The 16,743-nt window shown below is 45.0% G+C and carries 15 protein-coding genes; 2 read left to right on the forward strand and 13 right to left on the reverse strand.

All coding sequences use genetic code 11. The features are described from left to right. Positions 1–247: 247 nt before the first annotated feature. Entirely contained in the window at positions 248–2,176 is a 1,929-nt protein-coding gene (locus GC102_RS14385; RefSeq protein ID WP_171690138.1) for a methyl-accepting chemotaxis protein, read from the forward strand. A 114-nt stretch (positions 2,177–2,290) separates the two neighbouring features. On the opposite strand, the gene GC102_RS14390 is transcribed toward GC102_RS14385, so the two are convergent. The 4 genes from GC102_RS14390 to GC102_RS14405 all read right to left on the reverse strand — a co-directional run bounded on the left by GC102_RS14390 (position 2,291) and on the right by GC102_RS14405 (position 5,341). Next, positions 2,291–3,130, reverse strand: coding sequence for an MBL fold metallo-hydrolase (locus GC102_RS14390; protein WP_171690139.1), 840 nt, complete (start codon positions 3,128–3,130; stop codon positions 2,291–2,293). Positions 3,131–3,260: 130 nt separating this feature from the next. Next, on the reverse strand, positions 3,261–4,067 hold the full coding sequence (gene motB, locus GC102_RS14395; RefSeq protein WP_171690140.1) for a flagellar motor protein MotB: 807 nt from the start codon (positions 4,065–4,067) through the stop codon (positions 3,261–3,263). Beyond that, positions 4,064–4,858: a flagellar motor stator protein MotA gene (motA, locus tag GC102_RS14400; protein WP_171690141.1), complete on the reverse strand. Its 795-nt coding sequence runs from the start codon at positions 4,856–4,858 to the stop codon at positions 4,064–4,066. Before motA ends, motB begins: the two co-directional genes overlap by 4 nt. A 24-nt stretch (positions 4,859–4,882) precedes the next feature. Then, positions 4,883–5,341, reverse strand: a complete 459-nt coding sequence (locus tag GC102_RS14405; protein WP_171690142.1) for a MarR family winged helix-turn-helix transcriptional regulator — start codon at positions 5,339–5,341, stop codon at positions 4,883–4,885. 310 nt (positions 5,342–5,651) lie between these two features. Between GC102_RS14405 and GC102_RS14410 the strand changes: the two genes are divergently transcribed. Beyond that, positions 5,652–6,518 carry an aldo/keto reductase gene (locus tag GC102_RS14410; RefSeq protein WP_171690143.1) on the forward strand — a complete coding sequence of 289 codons (867 nt, stop codon included), beginning with the start codon at positions 5,652–5,654 and terminating at the stop codon, positions 6,516–6,518. 133 nt (positions 6,519–6,651) lie between these two features. Here the strand turns inward: GC102_RS14410 and GC102_RS14415 are convergent, their stop codons facing one another. From GC102_RS14415 to GC102_RS14455, 9 genes are all read right to left on the reverse strand, one after another. Continuing rightward, positions 6,652–6,915 (reverse strand): HPr family phosphocarrier protein, encoded by a 264-nt coding sequence (locus tag GC102_RS14415; protein WP_171690144.1) that lies wholly within the window; start codon positions 6,913–6,915, stop codon positions 6,652–6,654. Beyond that, the gene (gene ptsP / locus GC102_RS14420; RefSeq protein WP_171690164.1) at positions 6,912–8,639 is read right to left on the reverse strand and encodes a phosphoenolpyruvate--protein phosphotransferase; all 1,728 of its coding nucleotides are present in this window, start codon (positions 8,637–8,639) and stop codon (positions 6,912–6,914) included. The genes GC102_RS14415 and ptsP overlap by 4 nt, the downstream gene beginning before the upstream one ends. Before the next feature lie 29 nt (positions 8,640–8,668). Next, a complete protein-coding gene (locus GC102_RS14425; RefSeq protein ID WP_171690145.1) occupies positions 8,669–9,826 on the reverse strand; it encodes a mannitol-1-phosphate 5-dehydrogenase in 1,158 nt (385 codons plus the stop codon). After that, positions 9,823–10,260, reverse strand: coding sequence for a PTS mannitol transporter subunit IIA (locus tag GC102_RS14430; RefSeq protein ID WP_171690146.1), 438 nt, complete (start codon positions 10,258–10,260; stop codon positions 9,823–9,825). Before GC102_RS14430 ends, GC102_RS14425 begins: the two co-directional genes overlap by 4 nt. A 23-nt stretch (positions 10,261–10,283) precedes the next feature. Then, entirely contained in the window at positions 10,284–12,323 is a 2,040-nt protein-coding gene (locus GC102_RS14435) for a BglG family transcription antiterminator (protein WP_171690147.1), read from the reverse strand. A gap of 64 nt (positions 12,324–12,387) precedes the next feature. Then, on the reverse strand, positions 12,388–13,821 hold the full coding sequence (locus GC102_RS14440) for a PTS mannitol transporter subunit IIBC (protein ID WP_171690148.1): 1,434 nt from the start codon (positions 13,819–13,821) through the stop codon (positions 12,388–12,390). Positions 13,822–14,265: 444 nt separating this feature from the next. Then, a complete protein-coding gene (locus GC102_RS14445; protein ID WP_171690149.1) occupies positions 14,266–14,508 on the reverse strand; it encodes a hypothetical protein in 243 nt (80 codons plus the stop codon). A gap of 236 nt (positions 14,509–14,744) precedes the next feature. Then, positions 14,745–15,488, reverse strand: coding sequence for a LutC/YkgG family protein (locus GC102_RS14450; RefSeq protein WP_171690150.1), 744 nt, complete (start codon positions 15,486–15,488; stop codon positions 14,745–14,747). Next, on the reverse strand, positions 15,481–16,743 hold a 1,263-nt coding region (locus GC102_RS14455), incomplete at its 5' end, for a LutB/LldF family L-lactate oxidation iron-sulfur protein (RefSeq protein ID WP_171690151.1). The genes GC102_RS14455 and GC102_RS14450, both read right to left, overlap by 8 nt.

The raw sequence follows: 16,743 nt of genomic DNA on the forward strand, positions 1-16,743 counted from the left end.
GATTCCACTTTGTTGTCTGTCGAACTAACTTACTTACCTATCGTAACAACCGAATGTAAAATCCAAACCCACGAAACGTAAACGTAATGTAAAACTTTTAATTCTTCTTTCATTCGTTAAAAGTATGGGTAAATTTACATATCTTTAACATAGTTTGATGCTTTAGTTAATAGAAGCACCCTATATTAATATGTATAAACACGAAAATAGTCGAATATTGTCAAGCAATATATAGGAGGAATGACTTATGAAGAAGATCAAAATCAATATGACCATGCGATTAAAATTAATTGCCAGTTTCAGCGGAGTGCTTCTCATTTTCCTTGCCGTTGCTTTGTTTAATCTGAATCAAGTGAATCAAATCAAGAAGCATATGACGGACCAGAACGATAAAGTCGAACTTAAGGTGCTAGCGCTAGAGCTTAAAAATATGGTACAGGAAATGAACATCATTGCCTCAGGGCTAGAGATTTCCAAGAAACCGGAATACATCGCAAAATACAATGCAAAGCGAAAGCCTTACAACGATTTCATTCAAAAGATTGGCGATACAGCTTCAACAGCTGATCAAAAGAAGTGGCGAAGCCAATTAATTCAATTATCCGTTGATTACATAAATAACTTCGACTCTGCGGCCAAAATGGTCCAAGACCCCAACTTGAAACCGACGGATCTGCAAATTAACCTCCTTTACCTCTATAATGAGTCTCAGGAATTGAAAGATAAGATTTTTGAACTTGTTGATAAATTCTATGTCACCTATGCAGAGGCCGCCGAACAAGCAATAACCAACTCAACGAAAGCACTTAATGAAAGCAGTAGAGTCATGTTGATCGCTTTTGCTATCGTCGTTATTGTAACCATTATTATTGCTTTTCTAATCATTAGCTCCTTCACACGTCCTATTATAATTTTACAAAATGCCGTATCGCTTATTGCCGCAGGTGATTTGTCCCATACGATTAATTCTAAATCCAATGATGAGTTAGGTAAGCTAAGTAACAGCTTCGATCATATGATCATTCAAGTTCGCCAGATGCTGAATGCTACAATGCAGATTGCTTCGTCATTATCAGAACACTCCCATGAGTTTCACCGCTTTTCTCAGCTTACAGCATCGGCTAACACAGATATCTTGAAGGCAATTACAGAAATATCGACTGGCGCTGACGAGCAAGCTATGAAAACGGAGCAAAGCTCGATGATCATTGCAGAGCTGGAAGCGGAGATTCGTGACATTACCGCTTATACCTATGAAATGAAGCGTACCAGTGAAGAGGCTGCGTCCGGTACAATACAAGGGACAGCATCCGTAAGGGCGCTGAAATCATCATCAGATCAGTCACAGGCTGTCCTGCAGAAGGTCGACGCTGCCATGATGACCTTGTCTGACAGTTCCAAGCAAATTGGCGCTATTATTCACTCGATCACGGAAATTTCTACGCAAACGAACGTGCTTGCCTTGAACGCTGCGATTGAAGCAGCAAGAGCCGGTGAACACGGCCGCGGCTTCTCTGTGATTGCGGATGAAGTTCGTCAGCTTTCTCAGCAGACGAATGATTCCTCCAAGACAATCGGCGGCATCATTCAAGCGCTTCAGAAGCAAATCAAAGAGTTACAGAGCTCACTGATCGAAGCTCGCGAATCTGCGGTTGCACAAAACCATCGGGTAGCAGACACGCTCGGTTCTTTCGAGGGCATCGAACAATCGATGAAAGGAATTATCGGGCAAATTGAACAAATCCATGTAAAAATTGAACATGTACAATCCAAGAACGACAGATTAGTAAATTCCGTTCAGTTCGTAGCGGCCATTGCGCAAGAAACAGCTGCCGGGGTCGAGGAAGTAAGTTCGACCTCGATTCAGCAAGATGCATCCATCCGCCGGATCGCCGAAGAGTCGGATGATATCCTTGAACTTGCTCAGCAGTTATTTGCAGAGATAAGCAAATTCCAGATTAGTGAGACTGATACGAAGAATCATCAGGAGAATTTTGATCTTCAATCGGAGACAATACATGTCATGAATGAGGAGCAATCCGAGGTTTTGGAAGAATATCAAATGGAACTGTTTGAAGAGGAACAAGAAAGCTTATCAACGGAAACACCACAGGATGACCTGACCAAAGGTGAATCTAAGAAAGAAAACAAAGAGCTTGCTCTCGTAGGAAAATAATTGTAACGTTAAAATCCCTCTACTTCTCCTAATTGGAAGCATAGAGGGATTTTTAATTTCGAGTATTACGACTAAGGCTAACCTAATTGTGGAGGACCATCCAATCATTACTGCCTAATGCACAAACCGACCTTCCTCAGGAATCGCTATCTTCTCGAAATCCTCCGCCAAACGGCCTAGTTCGCGGCTTAGTTCTTCACCGTTCATCGCTTTTCCATGTCCCGTTATCGCTAAAGATGGATGGAAATCTTGAAGCTTTCTAACCGAATCCCAGGCTGCTTGCCAGTCTGTCGTGAAATACTTAGGTGGTCCGCTTATTTCTTGTTCTTGCGTGAACAGCTTGTAAAGCGACTCTTGTTTAACGGTAACGAAGGCATCTCCTGCTATTAATGAACCATCTTTGGCTCGAAAAAGAGAAATGTGTCCTGGTGTATGTCCCGGTGTATGAATCCATTGCCATCCCATCAGTCCAGGAACGATACCATTAGCGGGCAAGGGATGTACATGATTACCTATGTCAATACCGTGGTTGGGAAACAGGGGGGATAGCTCGCTTACAAGCCCGCCATCAACCGTTGAATCCCCTTTAGGATAGTTGGATTTTCCCGTCAAATAAGGGATTTCCAACTCATGCGCATATACCGGAACATCCCAGTATTCCAAAAGACTCTCTATGGCCCCGACATGGTCGAAATGACCATGCGTCAAAATGATCGCTGTAGGCTTCTTATGCGCTCCAAAACGCTCCTCAGCTACACGAATGATCTCATCTGCCGATTGCGGCATACCAGCGTCAACTAAAACCCATTCTTTCTCCCTGCTTGTTGGATTGCCTATGAAACAAATATTCACAATCTGAATGCAGAAACCATATATATCAATGGCTATTTCTTTGCCTTCACCGCTTGATAATGTAGTTAGCGGGATATACGTATGCTCATATGTATGCTCCATGTAAACCTCTCCTCATCACTCACAAATTCCACGTTACTATCCCCATTTCGCTGTTAAATTACTCCGTATTTCTGGATATGAAATGTGTTATTGAACAAAAAAAAGGCAAGAGTCTAGCGACTCTTAGCCCTTATTTCGCAATCTCATCCGTCGCTTTAATGTTACGCAAGATGCTCACTTCAACTCGGCGGTTCTTCGCTCTACCTTCTGTCGTATCATTTTCTGCAATCGGCCGGTATTCTCCAAATCCAACCGAAGAGTAGGAAGCAGGCTCAATTTTACTGTTATTCAGCAGTATTTTCATAAAATTGACCGCGCGCTTGGCGCTTAGATCCCAGTTCGTTTCAAAGTCCGCTCGGCGAATCGGGATATTATCCGTATGACCTGCTACTTCAACCTCATATCCTGGATAACTGCCCAGCAAATTTGACATGGAAACAGCCAGCTTTTGGGATTCTTGTTTAATAGTAGCCGACCCTGAATCAAACAGTGCACGGTCACTAATCGTAATGGTCAGCTTCTCATTATCCAGCTTCGTCGTTAGCTGCTCACTCATGTTGTTTTCTTTAATGTAAGCATCCATGCTTTGCTTTAACTCTTTGAGATCCTTCTCTTCCTTTTGCAGCTTGGCGGCCAGCTGACTGTCGGTTTTACTATCTTCCTTCGGCGGAGGGTTCTGGCTCTTATTATTGTTTTTCGTAGAATTCCCCGCATCATTTATTGGAACCATATTCGACATCGCGAAGGGGGCTTCTCCTCCCGTGAAGGCATTGTTCAAAGACCGCATAATCGAGTCGTATTTCTTAGAATCCACCTGACTAGATGCAAACAATATGATAAAGAGGGCTAGAAGCAAGGTTAGCAAATCCGCATAGGGAATGAGCCAGGTTTCATCAATATGTTCTTCATGATCCTCATGCTTCTTCTTTTTACTCACTGTGAAGCGGCCTCCTTCGAATCTTCGTCATACGACGCACGTTCACTGTTGGCAACGAAGATCATCATTTTTTGCTTCACGGAATTGGCAGATACACCGGATTGAATCGAGAGCAGCCCTTCTACGATCATAAGCTTAATTTCTACTTCTTTCTTAGACTTCTGCTTCAGCTTATTTGCGAATGGGTGGAAAATAACGTAACCAAGGAAAATCCCGAACATCGTTGCAACGAATGCCGCTGAAATCAGATGACCTAGTTTGTCTACTTCACTCAAATTACCGAGAGCAGCGATGAGTCCAACAACGGCGCCAAGCACGCCGAGTGTTGGTGCATATGTACCAGCTTGCGTAAAAATACTTGCATATTTCTTATGTCTTGATTCCATTTCAGCAATATCTTCTAGTAATACATCACGGACAAAATCTGCATCGTTTCCATCAATAATGAGGCGCATGCCGCTTTTCATAAAAGGGTCTGACAGCTCTTCTGCCTGCTTTTCCAAGGAAAGTAAGCCTTCACGGCGTGTGATGGATACCCAATCGATGAATGTCTCGATCAGTTCTTTTTTAGGCATTAATTTCTGTTCGGTAAAAATAATTTTCATTAAGGTCGGAATCTTCTTCATTTCTGCCATTGAAAAAGCGATAAATAAGGCCGATGCTGTACCCCCGAAAATAATTAAGGCAGCGGCAGGATTCAGTAGTGCTACCAGGCTTGCCCCTTTCAATACCATACCCACACCAATGGATATAAAAGCTAATACAATTCCGATTAGTGATGACTTCTCCATATTCCAGGCACCTCTCCCTATGATCTAATTTTCATGAGTTGTCATGCTTCCTAAAGATCTCAACAAGCTTGCCAACGTTTCCTGTTCTTCCCCCAGTTTAGAAAAAAAACGGCGAGAGGCTTGCTCGACAATGTCTATTGCCTTGGATATCAACATCTCTCCAGCTGGCGTTAAAGAGATTGATTTGGCCCGCGTGTCCGTCGGATGTTCCTTGCGAATGAGGAACCCTTTCTTTTCTAAGTTACGAAGCACTTGTGATGCCATCATGGGATCAATGTGCGCATGCATGGCAATTTGAACCTGTGTCACATCCCCAAGAGGGGATTGAGAATTTAACCATTCTGTGGTTGCCAGCAAAATAAATTGAACATGCGTGAGATCCAAATCATGCAGGGCATAACGAAGATTTTTTTGCCATAGATTCGTAACCTGCCAAAGATGAAAACCTGGGCTGTCATACGGCTTTCCTTGCTCAATTGTCATTGACCCTCCGATAATTCAACAAAAAGTTGTATATGTACATATAATAAGTTTATTTATTATTTAATACAATCATTTTTTGTCGAAAAATAGGTCTAAAGTCATGTATTTTTTGTGAATATACAAACAATTTGACGAATGCTAGCGTCCTTCTCTTACTTATTTTATACTTGAGAGGAACTAATTCCTGCTTGAACCGATATCAGTATGAAGGAAACATGTTTCATATTTCAATTTGGTATGACCAGGTATCCTTTTTGGAAACGATAGGAAAGATTGAAAGTCGCCATCTTACATACGAGGAGTGAATCATGTGGAGAAACGTTCGTTTGGTTCGACCGGGCAGCAATTTCCTGTTCTGAGCTTTGGCGCTCAGCGCATTGTCGACGAACACCAGTGTACAGAAGAAGAAGCGATTCAAATTGTGAATCGTGCGATTGACGAAGGGATCACCTATTTCGATACAGCACCAAGCTACTCGGATGGGCAATCTGAGGAACGACTGGGTAAAGCATTAGCACGCGATGGACGAAGGAATGATGTATGGATTGCTACCAAAACACATGATCGAACAAGAGACGGTTCCCTGAAGCTGCTGGAAGCAAGTCTGAAGCGTCTGCAAACGGATCACGTCGAAGAATGGCGATTGCATAATATCATGACAATGGAGGAGCTTGATCAATGCTTCGCCAAAGGAGGAGCGCTAGAAGCACTTCTCGAGGCCAAGGAACAAGGAATGATCAAGCATATCTCGATCAGCGGGCACACGAATCCTCGAGTACAGTTGGAAGCGATTGAACGGTTTCCATTCGACAGCGCACTTGTTGCTTTATCTGCGTCGGATCATCTCATCTACAGCTTCGCTCATGAGTTTTTACCTAAAGCGAACGAGAAAGGTGTCGCTGTCATCGGCATGAAGGTTATGGCGCTCGGTAAGCTGGCACCCTGGTACGAGAAAGCACTCCAATATACGTTCTCGCTGCCGATATCTACAGCAATTGTCGGGATGGAATCCATGGCCCAGCTGGAACAAAATCTGGCCATTACTAAAAGCTTCAAGCCAATGACTGAGCTTGAGCAGCTTGAGTTCCTCAAAGAAATTGCCCATCTCGCTACTCCCGATGTGCTGCGTTGGAAAACAACCGATTGGGTATCCGGAGAATGGTACGTTCGTAATTAATGAGAAAACGGTTTTCGTGAACCGAAAACTTATACTTTCTTATGTGGTCAAACAAGCCAGCAAGTAAGTGCCATGACTATCGGCACTAACCTGCTGGCTTTTTCAATTGAAATGGATTGGGTTCGTCACTCGCTTATTCTTCGAAGATGTGAGTCAGCAGCGCCCCTAGCTCTTTAATTGCCTGCTCCTCTTCCTCGCCATCCACTTCCAAAGTTACTTCGTCATTCTGTTGAATGCCAAGTGTGAGCATACTAAGTGAGCTTTTTCCGTTAACCTTCTTATCACCTTTGATTACATTCACTTTGCAGGAAAACGTGCCAACCTTCTGAACGAATACTTTTGTCGGACGGGCATGAAAGCCGGATGGATTTAGGACAGTAAAGGTTTGGGATATCATTTCAAGTCACTCCTTGTTTTCTGTTCTACGAATTGTTTAATTTGGGTCTGACTGCTCATGGATAAAATCTGCTCCGTGTAGCCTGCCCACTCCCTATGTGAAGTTTGTTTAATTAACGCTCTCGCTGGCAAAATCGAGCTGGCACTCATGCTAAATTCATGGAGTCCCATACCAAGAAGAATCGGTATAGCCGTTTCGTCACCGGCCATTTCTCCACACATGCCAACCCATTTGCCTTCTTTGGCTGCTGCCTGAATAACCATTTGAATTAAGCGTAAAATGGCGGGGTGACAAGGTTGGTATAAGTAAGAAACGGTTTCGTTCATCCTATCGGCCGCCATTGTATATTGGATAAGATCATTCGTTCCAATACTGAAGAAATCGGCCTCTTTCGCCAAGAAATCCGCTGCTAGCGCTGCAGCTGGCACTTCAATCATAATGCCAACCTCTATGGTTTCGGATACGGCAATTCCTTCTTGAACTAGCTTCTCTTTCTCTTCTTGAAGTAATTGTTTGGCAGCTAGCAGCTCATCCACAATGGCAATCATCGGGAACATAATTTTCAATTGTCCATAGCTGCTTGCTCTCAGAAGCGCCCTTAGCTGTGTGCGAAACAGATCTTGCTTGCTCAGACATAGACGAATCGCGCGTAGACCAAGGAACGGATTACTCTCTACAGGGAGCTTCATGTACGGTAGTTCTTTATCTCCGCCTATATCGAGTGTACGTATGACGACAGGTTTATTGTTCATTCGTTCCAACACATGCTTATAGACCTGGAATTGTTCCTCCTCACTAGGCAGAGAGCTGCGCCCCATATAAAGAAATTCGGTCCGAAACAAACCGATGCCTTCCGCCCCATTAGCTAATACTTTTTGTAAATCTTCCACACTGCCAATGTTGGCAGCCAATTCTACGCGGCGCCCGTCTGCTGAGATTGAAGGTTGATCCAACAGCTTGCGCAGTTCGATTCTTCGCTGATCGTATGCTGCTTTACGAGCTTTGTAGGTCTCCATCTCTTCATCACTTGGAGCGATGAGTACGGTGCCCTCTACGGCATCCATAATAATCATGGTGCCCGTTTTGATTTCCACTGCCGCTGCTCCTACTCCAACAATAGCTGGAACCTCAAGCGAGCGAGCCATGATCGCCGAATGCGAAGTACGGCTGCCGATCTCCGTTACAAAGCCAAGCACATAATCGAGATTTAACTGTGCGGTATCGGACGGCGTCAAATCTTCAGCTATCAAAATACAAGGCTCGTTAATGGCCGCAATCACTGCATAAGAGACACCACGAAGTCGGCTCATAATCCGACCCGTGACGTCACGCACATCACTAGCGCGTTCCCGGAGCAGCTCGTTATCCATCGAGCTCAGCATTTCGATGAAGCTGGTCGCAACTTCATGCAGCTTAAATTCAGCATTCAAGCCTTCGCTTTCAATACCCTCGATAATTGCATCAATATAATCCGGATCTTCCAAAAGCATCAAATGTGCTTCGAAAATTTCAGCTTTTGCTGCACCCATGCGCTGTTCAGTCAAATCTTTAATCTCTTCTAACTCAAGTTTCGCTTCTTCAACAGCTTTGCGAAAACGTTCTACTTCTATAGGAGCGTCTGCCACCTTCTCAGGGGCAGGTTCGTAATGAGCATTGTTCAACCGAAAAGCTTTCGCTATTGCAATGCCGGGGGAAGCAGCAATGCCGGTAAGTCGTTTTGTCATCATTTTAGCCATTTGGGGACTCCCCTTTCTCAAGATAGATCTGATTGTTTTAATTGTTCATATTGGGTTTTAATCATCTCATGAATCATATGGTCTTCTGCGATGTTCGTATACTTCGTTATCGTTTGAGTAACTCCGAGCTTTCGCAAATCAGCTTGAATCTGGGCGGCTTCAGGATCTTCCTGATCATTAAACAAGAAAGCAGCAGCCATCACCATCGCTAAGTAGGTCGGTTTCATCCCAAGCTCATAGGCCTGCAAAGCGGGACGAACAAGACGATCATTAATGGATAACTTACGAATCGGCGATCTTCCTACGCGTGTAACCTCGTCAATCAAATAGGGGTTTATGAATCTGTTCAAAATTTTATCGATATACTGCTCATGCTGAGCTAGATCGAAGCCATGTTTTTCGATAAGCAGGGCGCCGGTCTCATGCATAACATGACGCACAAGCGAAGCAATTTGCGAGTTCGCCATCGCATCTTGAATCGTAGTAAAGCCATCTAAATATCCAAGATAAGCAGCGCTGCAGTGCCCAGTATTGACCGTAAACAGCTTGCGCTCAATGTACGGCTCCAAATGTTTCACATAATGGATACCCTCAATGCGGTGGAAGCCCTCCAGCATCTGGGACTCATCAACAACCCATTCGTAGAAGGGCTCAACCGTGACTTGCAGCGGGTCTTCATTATGTTGGATTGGAACAATCCGATCGACAGCAGCATCAGGAAATGCGATGCTTGCGTCTACTTTATCGCGCAGATATTCACTTAGATGAGCGTATACATGTTCTTTGAGCTGAGTACTTCCACCAATGGCATTCTCACATGCAATGATGTGTAGTGGCGCCGCTCCGCGTTCGATCCGCATTTCAATCCCTTTGGCGATCCCAGCAGCAATATGTTTCAGAATGTTTACGCCCACGGCTGTTGTAACCAAATCGGCCTCAGCAACGGCTCTAGCTACATCTTCTAAATTCTTACCATTAATAGCCGTAACATTTGAAACGGTGAACGTTTCTTGATCCTCATTAGCTAAGCGTACTGTATATGACTTTCTCTCCTGCAATAGCTCAACCAAGCTATCATTCACATCGGAGAAAATCACCTCATAACCGGCTTGGGACAAGATTAAACCTATGAACCCCCTGCCGATGTTTCCTGCACCAAAATGGACAGCCCTCATGACTCCATCCCGCTTTCGAAAATTTTCACCATCTCCTCAGGCGTCGCCGCTTTCATGATCATCTCCATATTCTCATCCTCGGAACAAATCATCGCGACATTCGTTAAGATATCCAAATGATCATTACCAGCAGCTGCAATACCAATGACTAAGGTGGCTTTTTCGCCTTCGCCGAAATCCACCCCCTTCGGAATTTGCACAATCGACAAACCTGTCGATAAAATCAGTGATTTGGAATCCTGCGTACCGTGCGGGATCGCTAGACCATTTCCCATATAGGTGGACAATGTTTGTTCTCGTTCCAGCATTTTATCGATGTAAGCAGCTGACACATGACCAGCTTCTACTAATAGTTGACCTGCCATCCGAATAGCCTCGAATTTATCCTTTGGCTTAGCGTTTAGTTTAATTTTATTCGTTGATAAGATCGTCATGGTTATCTCTCCCTATATCCGATTTATTTTTTATTTTCTAAAAAGGCAGCGAGTTCCTGGGATAAAAAGTGCTTGATCTCAGACTGAGTCCCCGATTTCAACAGTTCGATCATGTCTGGAATCAATAGAAAAGAACTTATTTCACTGAGCACTTCTAGGCATTCTTTCGATAGCTCCTTCGGACCCAGCATGAGCAGCAGCTGCTTTACGTCTGACGCCATCCCTTGGTCCAGCAGCAAGTCTTCCTTTAATCGAAACAACGTGAAAGAAGGCTTCCTGACCTGCTCGCTTCGAATGTGAAAGAGGGCAAGACCCGTGTCTGGGATAACTTGACTGCTTAATCGTTCTCTTTCTAGCAGCAGGTTGACGATTGGCTCCACTTCATCGATCACACCTGAGTGTCTAACATATTCACAAATGACCTCCAGAGTTTCTCTCAGACTGTGAAAGGATTGCTCGATAGGATACACCGCGAATGGATCGATGATGCTTACAATTTCGTTGACATAATGTTGAATTCGATGCAATCTGTTCGTGGAATCAGCCTCTTGAAGCGATTCATTACGTTCTCCAGCTTCTTTTTGCAGCGTAACATTTTGAATAAATAGCCTTAGCCGCTCGGCTTCTTCCTTCGTTAACAGCGGGCTTAGCTTCAAGTACTGATCTTCATCCAAAGGCAAATCCACTGTAGATATAATCAAATCGTATTCCTTTTCGGGGATACGCGCTGCTTCAAACCAAGAAGCATGACCGATAATATCAATTTGCGGAAGCTCCTTGGTAAGTCTTACGGCCAACATTTTGGAAGTCCCGATCCCACTTGTACATACGAGAATCGCTTTTACATTACGCCTAAATTGCTTTTGTCTCTCGATAGAAGCTCCGAAATGCATAACCAGAAAGCCAATTTCTTCATCTGGCACGGCAATTGCGGTTATTGTTTTATCTACAGCTCTCCGTATAGCTTCGAATAGAGCTTCATAATCTTTCTTGATTTGCGATAAAAGCGGATTACGAATGGTTGCACCTGCTTGAAGCCGCTTCAAAGCGGACTCCAAATGACTCAGCAGCCCCTCTCGTAATGAACGATCGTCGCTGAAACGAGCCGCGATACTGCTCTCCATGTTCCGGATGAGCTTCCATACGATTTCCATATAGCTTAGCTCTTCCATAGGAAGCAACTGATTCGGATGTTTGAGTGACTTAGGCTCCAGTAATTCGGCTATATAGAAAATTTCTGCTGTTGTTAACTCAATTGGAATTACCTTAGATAGATGCTCAATCGTATGCGTAAGCAGCTTATTTTGGCGAAGCGAGTACGGTTCAGGGTGCAGCTCGACCTGTCTGCCCTGCTGAATTCTAGCGATAGTTATCGAAATATGAATGAGCAAATTGGTGTAATCCTGCTCGTTTAGTTCACTTAAACCTTCATCTTCAGCAAGCCAAAGAGCGGCCTCCACCTTCGTAAAGTTTTCTTTCCCAATGAGTTCCAACAATCTTTGTGTAACTGGCGAATGCGAATTCACATTTTTCCCAAATAGATCAGCTTCATCGAGACCGTTTTTGGCAAGCTGTGCAATCATCCTGCGTTTATTCGCCTCGGAACCGCTCAAACCAACACCATACCCTCTTTTACGTACAAGGATTAGGTCAGACTTCTGGATCCAGCTATCCAGCTCATCGAGGTCGTGCGTGATGGTTGGGACCGTTACGCCCAAATCATGAGACAAAGTGAATAGTTTGACAGGCTCCTCTTCTTGCAGCAGGGTGCACAGAATCATGATTTTGCGATCCTCGGCAGAAAATTCAATGTCCGTCATCCCATATAACAATCGCCGGAACGCCTCAAGTTTTTCTGGTTCTGCTTGTAGATGTATCCCTTTCCCCGATTTTTTTTGCAAAGTTAATCCATAAGCTGCCAAAATCGTCTCCAACTCGGACAGCTCCCTATGAACCGTTCTTGTGCTTACATTGATTTCGGCAGCGATTTCTCCTGCTGTAATATCATCCGTTCGATTCATTAACAGCTCTAGGATTTGACGATTCCTGTTAGACAGGCTCATGATATTTCTCCTCGTGAACAAAATGGAGATAACGCCGGCAAATAGCCAGCGTTAGAAAAGTATATTAAGATAATCGTTTCACAAGTTCATCGTATTCTGGACTTTTCATGAAATTATCGATGGAAATGTGTTCAGCCTCCGGAGCCTTATTACGTGCTCGATCGGTTAATGATTTATGAGTGATAACAATATCTGCATCAGGTGGAATCTCACTAATTGCTGTGTTGACCACGATGACGTCGATAGCAGCCTCTTTCATTTTCTTTCTTAAAATGGAAGCTCCCATCGCGCTTGACCCCATGCCTGCATCACAAGAGAACACAATTTTTTGTACCTCGGAAGCTGGCGTCAGCGTTGAGGCGCTGACTTTTTCAGCTGCCGCAGCAGCGGGCGCTTGTTTCATTTCTTTCATTTTCGCTGTAGCCTGCTCCAAATCTTCTTCATTCTCGGTTTGCTTCGTCGTTTTCAACAACAAGGCACCGACTGCAAAAGAGACAATCGTAGATGTGATAACCCCAGTGAAAATCGGCAGCATACCGCCTTTAGGAGCCATGGCAATGTAAGCGAAAATGCTTCCCGGGGATGGCGGAGCAACTAGACCTGCATTGAACAGGGAGAACGTGAACGTACCTGTTACACCACCTGCGATAACAGCCAGGATCAGACGCGGATTCATGAGAATGTACGGGAAGTAGATTTCATGAATACCGCCAAAGAAGTGAATAATAGCTGAGCCAGGAGCCGAAAGCTTCGCTGCGCCACGTCCCACCATCCAATACGCAAGCAGGATACCAAGACCTGGACCCGGATTGGACTCCAGCATGAACAAGATCGACTTGCCTGTTTTGGAGGCTTGATCCAGAGCAATCGGACTTAGTACACCGTGATTAATCGCATTGTTCAAGAACAATACTTTACCTGGTTCAATCAAAACGTTCGCAAGCGGGAGCAGACCGGCATTCACAAGTGCTTGAACTCCGGAAGCAAGAGCTTTACTCACGACCTGAACCGCAGGACCAACTACCGAGTAAGCAAGAACGGCAAGTATAGCGCCAATGATGCCTGAAGAGAAATTATTGACGAGCATTTCGAAGCCGGATTTAACTTTACCTTCAATTGATTTATCAAACTTCTTGAGTACCCACGCAGCGAACGGACCTACGATCATCGCCCCAAGAAACATGGGGATATCCGTTCCGATGACGACCCCCATCGTGGTTACAGCGCCGATGACGCCGCCGCGTGTTCCGTGTATCATCGTACCTCCCGTATAACCAATTAGAACAGGGAGTAGATAAGTAATCATGGGGCCGACGAGCTTAGCCAAATATTCATTTGGAATCCAACCTGTCGGAATAAATAAAGCCGTAATTAATCCCCAAGCGATAAATGCACCAATATTTGGCATCACCATACCGCTCAAGAAACGACCGAAACTTTGTACTTTCACCCGGAATCCTCCGGAGGATGCTTGCTTATGTGCAGAAGTTGCACTCATTAGGATAACCTCCCTTTGTCTGTTTCATGTTACTATCGTAATGCAAAAGCGCTTACATATTCAATCAAATCAAAATCCCTTTTCGTCATGAATAATGTTGACAACATTTTAACCTACAGCTTTCTCGGCTTACGCCGTCCTTGGACGAGCGTGTATTTCATTGGTACAAAAGTTACGCCTAAGATAGTTGTCACATATACGCGAAGCGCTCGTTATAGCACCGCCGCATGGCGGTGGTCAACACTTGTTTAAATAGTCGTTGTATTCGATGGCTCCATCCGCGTGGAGTTGTATTTTGTACAACATTTGGCTAGCTAATCCACGTTATCCCTGCGAATGTTGCAAATAATACAACAAATTCTCGAGAAAGTAGCTAAATAGCAGGAAATACGGCTAAATTGTTGCACAACATACAACATCTTCAGCTTTCTAGGAAGAAATCAATTAAATTGTTGTACGGAGTACAACTTCCCATCCAACTTGTTCTTCTACTTCTCCTACTTCCTCCACTTCCAGCACTCCCACTACTTCCACTATTTCGAACTCTTCAAATTCTTCCACCATTACTACTACTTCCATCACTTCCATCACATCCATCAGTTCCACTACTTCCAATACTTCCACCACTTCTATCACTCTCAATAATTCCACCAATTCAACTGACTTCCACCTCTTCCACACTCCCACTAGCTCCATTACCTCCACTACTTCCACCACTTTCGCAATTCCACTTCTTCCACACTCCCACTACACTATCTAGCAAACAGAGAAACACGAAAACACCATCACTTTCCAAATGATGGTGCATCTATGAACAATCTAAATTCAGCAATATACGCAGCTAACTATGCAAAACAGAGGAATACTTCACTTGATAAATAAAAAAGAGCCGCAAGAGAAATCATTCCCTCACAGCTCTTTGGTTACTCAATAATAAGTGCATAAACGATGCCGGGTCCGTGGACACCAATTGTCAAATCATTCTCGATGTCGGCCGAGCGGCTCGGACCAGAGATGAAATGAATGCCTGCCGGTCTATCTTCGGCCGCAAGTTCATCGAATGGGCGCAATACTTCGCCCAGCTTTGTTTTTATACGATCCACCGGGATAATGGCAATGAACGTGGTTGGCAGCAAGCTGACACTTCTGCCTCTAGTAGCATCGGAAGTGACAACTAGCGAACCTGTGTATGCGACAGCGTGCTCAACGGCCACGATGCCGATGTCCGCTCCAGCCGCTTTCGCGACAAGCTCATCTTTGGCAGTAGGATCAGCACCTTCTGCATTCCACACCGTGATGTCGGTTTCTGTGCCAGCAAGCGCAGCACGAAGAGATTCTAGCTCCGGTTGATCCTGAATGATCAAGTGTTTGGCCTGTGTCTCCGCGATGAAGTTTGCAATGAAATCCTCTGCTTCCGCCATACTCGCAAGACGCTCCGTATGGCCCCCGGCCTTCTGCCAGTTCGACATGAACAACTGAATGCGCTGTTCGAGCGGGAGATCCACCTGCTCCCAGAATTCAGGAGCCCCCTTCATAGGGTGCTCGGGAGCTGTTTGTAAAGGCTTAGTTCTGCCTAGTCGATTAGAAATATTAGTAAAGAAGGCCTCCTGATCCTTCAGGGCTTCTTGGTGAAGCTTCTGGAGAAATGCTGCATCTGATTTAGCCATGATGATGTCCTCCTCCGCTGTCTTTGCGATCTGCCACAAGCTTCTCCATGCGGGCTTTCATCACGGAATCAAGTTCAGGGAAGGTACCTTCTAATCCCTGCTCGATATCCTTCCATGATTCACGGAATGTCTTCTTCGCCATGCTTGGCGCATACCGGTAGGAATTCCAACCTTTTAACGGACCTATTTTCGCTTTAATATGACCATCGCGAACTAACAATTTCTGCCCAATACGGCCGAGTTTAATTAACGCTTTAACCCGCTTCGCGTCGGACATTAAGAAATTAAAGCCCTTCATGCCGACCTTCTCAACAAAATCCGTCGCCCCGCGTTCTACTTTGCGTTGACGGAGATAAATGAGCATATCATGCAGTGGAATCTTCACTGGGCATGCCTCATAGCAGGCACCGCACAGGCTCGAAGCACTCGCGATATCGTCCCATTGGTCGACGTTTTTGTTAAGGGCCGGCGTAAGAACAGCGCCGATCGGGCCACTATACACACCGCCGTAGGCGTGGCCTCCGATGTGGCGGTAAACCGGGCAAGCGTTTAAGCATGCACCACAGCGAATACAGTTCAACAATTCCTGGAATTGCGGATCTCCGAGCTGCAAGGAACGTCCATTATCCAAAATAATGACGTGCATTTCTTCTGGTCCATCTCCGTCCTGCTCCCGCTGCGGTCCAGAAATCACAGACATATACACCGTGAGCTTTTGTCCTGTAGCCGAACGCGGCAGCAAGGTCGCCATCACTTCGAGATCGTCTAAAGTTGGAATGATTCGCTCCATGCCCATGAATGTAATTTGAGTCTTAGGGATGGTACTAACCATCCGCGCATTGCCTTCATTTTCGAAAAGAACGATAGACCCCGTATCCGCAATTGCAAAATTACAGCCCGTCATCCCAATGTCGGCTTCAAGGAACTTCTCACGCAGCTTCCTTCTTACATAGCCAGCCAATATGCCCGTGTCCGGTTCAAGTTTCTCGCCGGCATCCTCCGAAAGCAGATCGGCGATCTGATAGCGATTTTTGTGAATGGCCGGAATAATAATATGCGAAGGCGTCTCGCCTGCCAGCTGAATAATATATTCGCCAAGGTCCGTTTCAATCGCCTCGACACCGATTTGCTCTAGCGCATGGTTGATATGCAATTCTTCGGAAACCATCGACTTGGACTTAACTACACTTTTCGCCTTCTTGTGCTCGGCGATTTGCATCGTCAAACGAACAGCGTCTGCGCTATCTGCTGCGAA

Source organism: Paenibacillus germinis, from assembly GCF_013141785.1.
In the GTDB taxonomy this organism is placed as follows: Bacteria; Bacillota; Bacilli; order Paenibacillales; family NBRC-103111; genus Paenibacillus_E; species Paenibacillus_E phytorum.

Excerpts from the sequence above, each read along its gene's own strand:
- GC102_RS14385 (WP_171690138.1), top strand. The coding sequence starts at position 248 with ATGAAGAAGATCAAAATCAATATGACCATGCGATTAAAATTAATTGCC.
- GC102_RS14390 (WP_171690139.1), bottom strand. The coding sequence starts at position 3,130 with ATGGAGCATACATATGAGCATACGTATATCCCGCTAACTACATTATCA.
- motA (WP_171690141.1), bottom strand. The coding sequence starts at position 4,858 with ATGGAGAAGTCATCACTAATCGGAATTGTATTAGCTTTTATATCCATT.
- GC102_RS14405 (WP_171690142.1), bottom strand. The coding sequence starts at position 5,341 with ATGACAATTGAGCAAGGAAAGCCGTATGACAGCCCAGGTTTTCATCTT.
- GC102_RS14415 (WP_171690144.1), bottom strand. The coding sequence starts at position 6,915 with ATGATATCCCAAACCTTTACTGTCCTAAATCCATCCGGCTTTCATGCC.
- ptsP (WP_171690164.1), bottom strand. The coding sequence starts at position 8,639 with ATGACAAAACGACTTACCGGCATTGCTGCTTCCCCCGGCATTGCAATA.
- GC102_RS14425 (WP_171690145.1), bottom strand. The coding sequence starts at position 9,826 with ATGAGGGCTGTCCATTTTGGTGCAGGAAACATCGGCAGGGGGTTCATA.
- GC102_RS14430 (WP_171690146.1), bottom strand. The coding sequence starts at position 10,260 with ATGACGATCTTATCAACGAATAAAATTAAACTAAACGCTAAGCCAAAG.
- GC102_RS14435 (WP_171690147.1), bottom strand. The coding sequence starts at position 12,323 with ATGAGCCTGTCTAACAGGAATCGTCAAATCCTAGAGCTGTTAATGAAT.
- GC102_RS14440 (WP_171690148.1), bottom strand. The coding sequence starts at position 13,821 with ATGAGTGCAACTTCTGCACATAAGCAAGCATCCTCCGGAGGATTCCGG.
- GC102_RS14450 (WP_171690150.1), bottom strand. The coding sequence starts at position 15,488 with ATGGCTAAATCAGATGCAGCATTTCTCCAGAAGCTTCACCAAGAAGCC.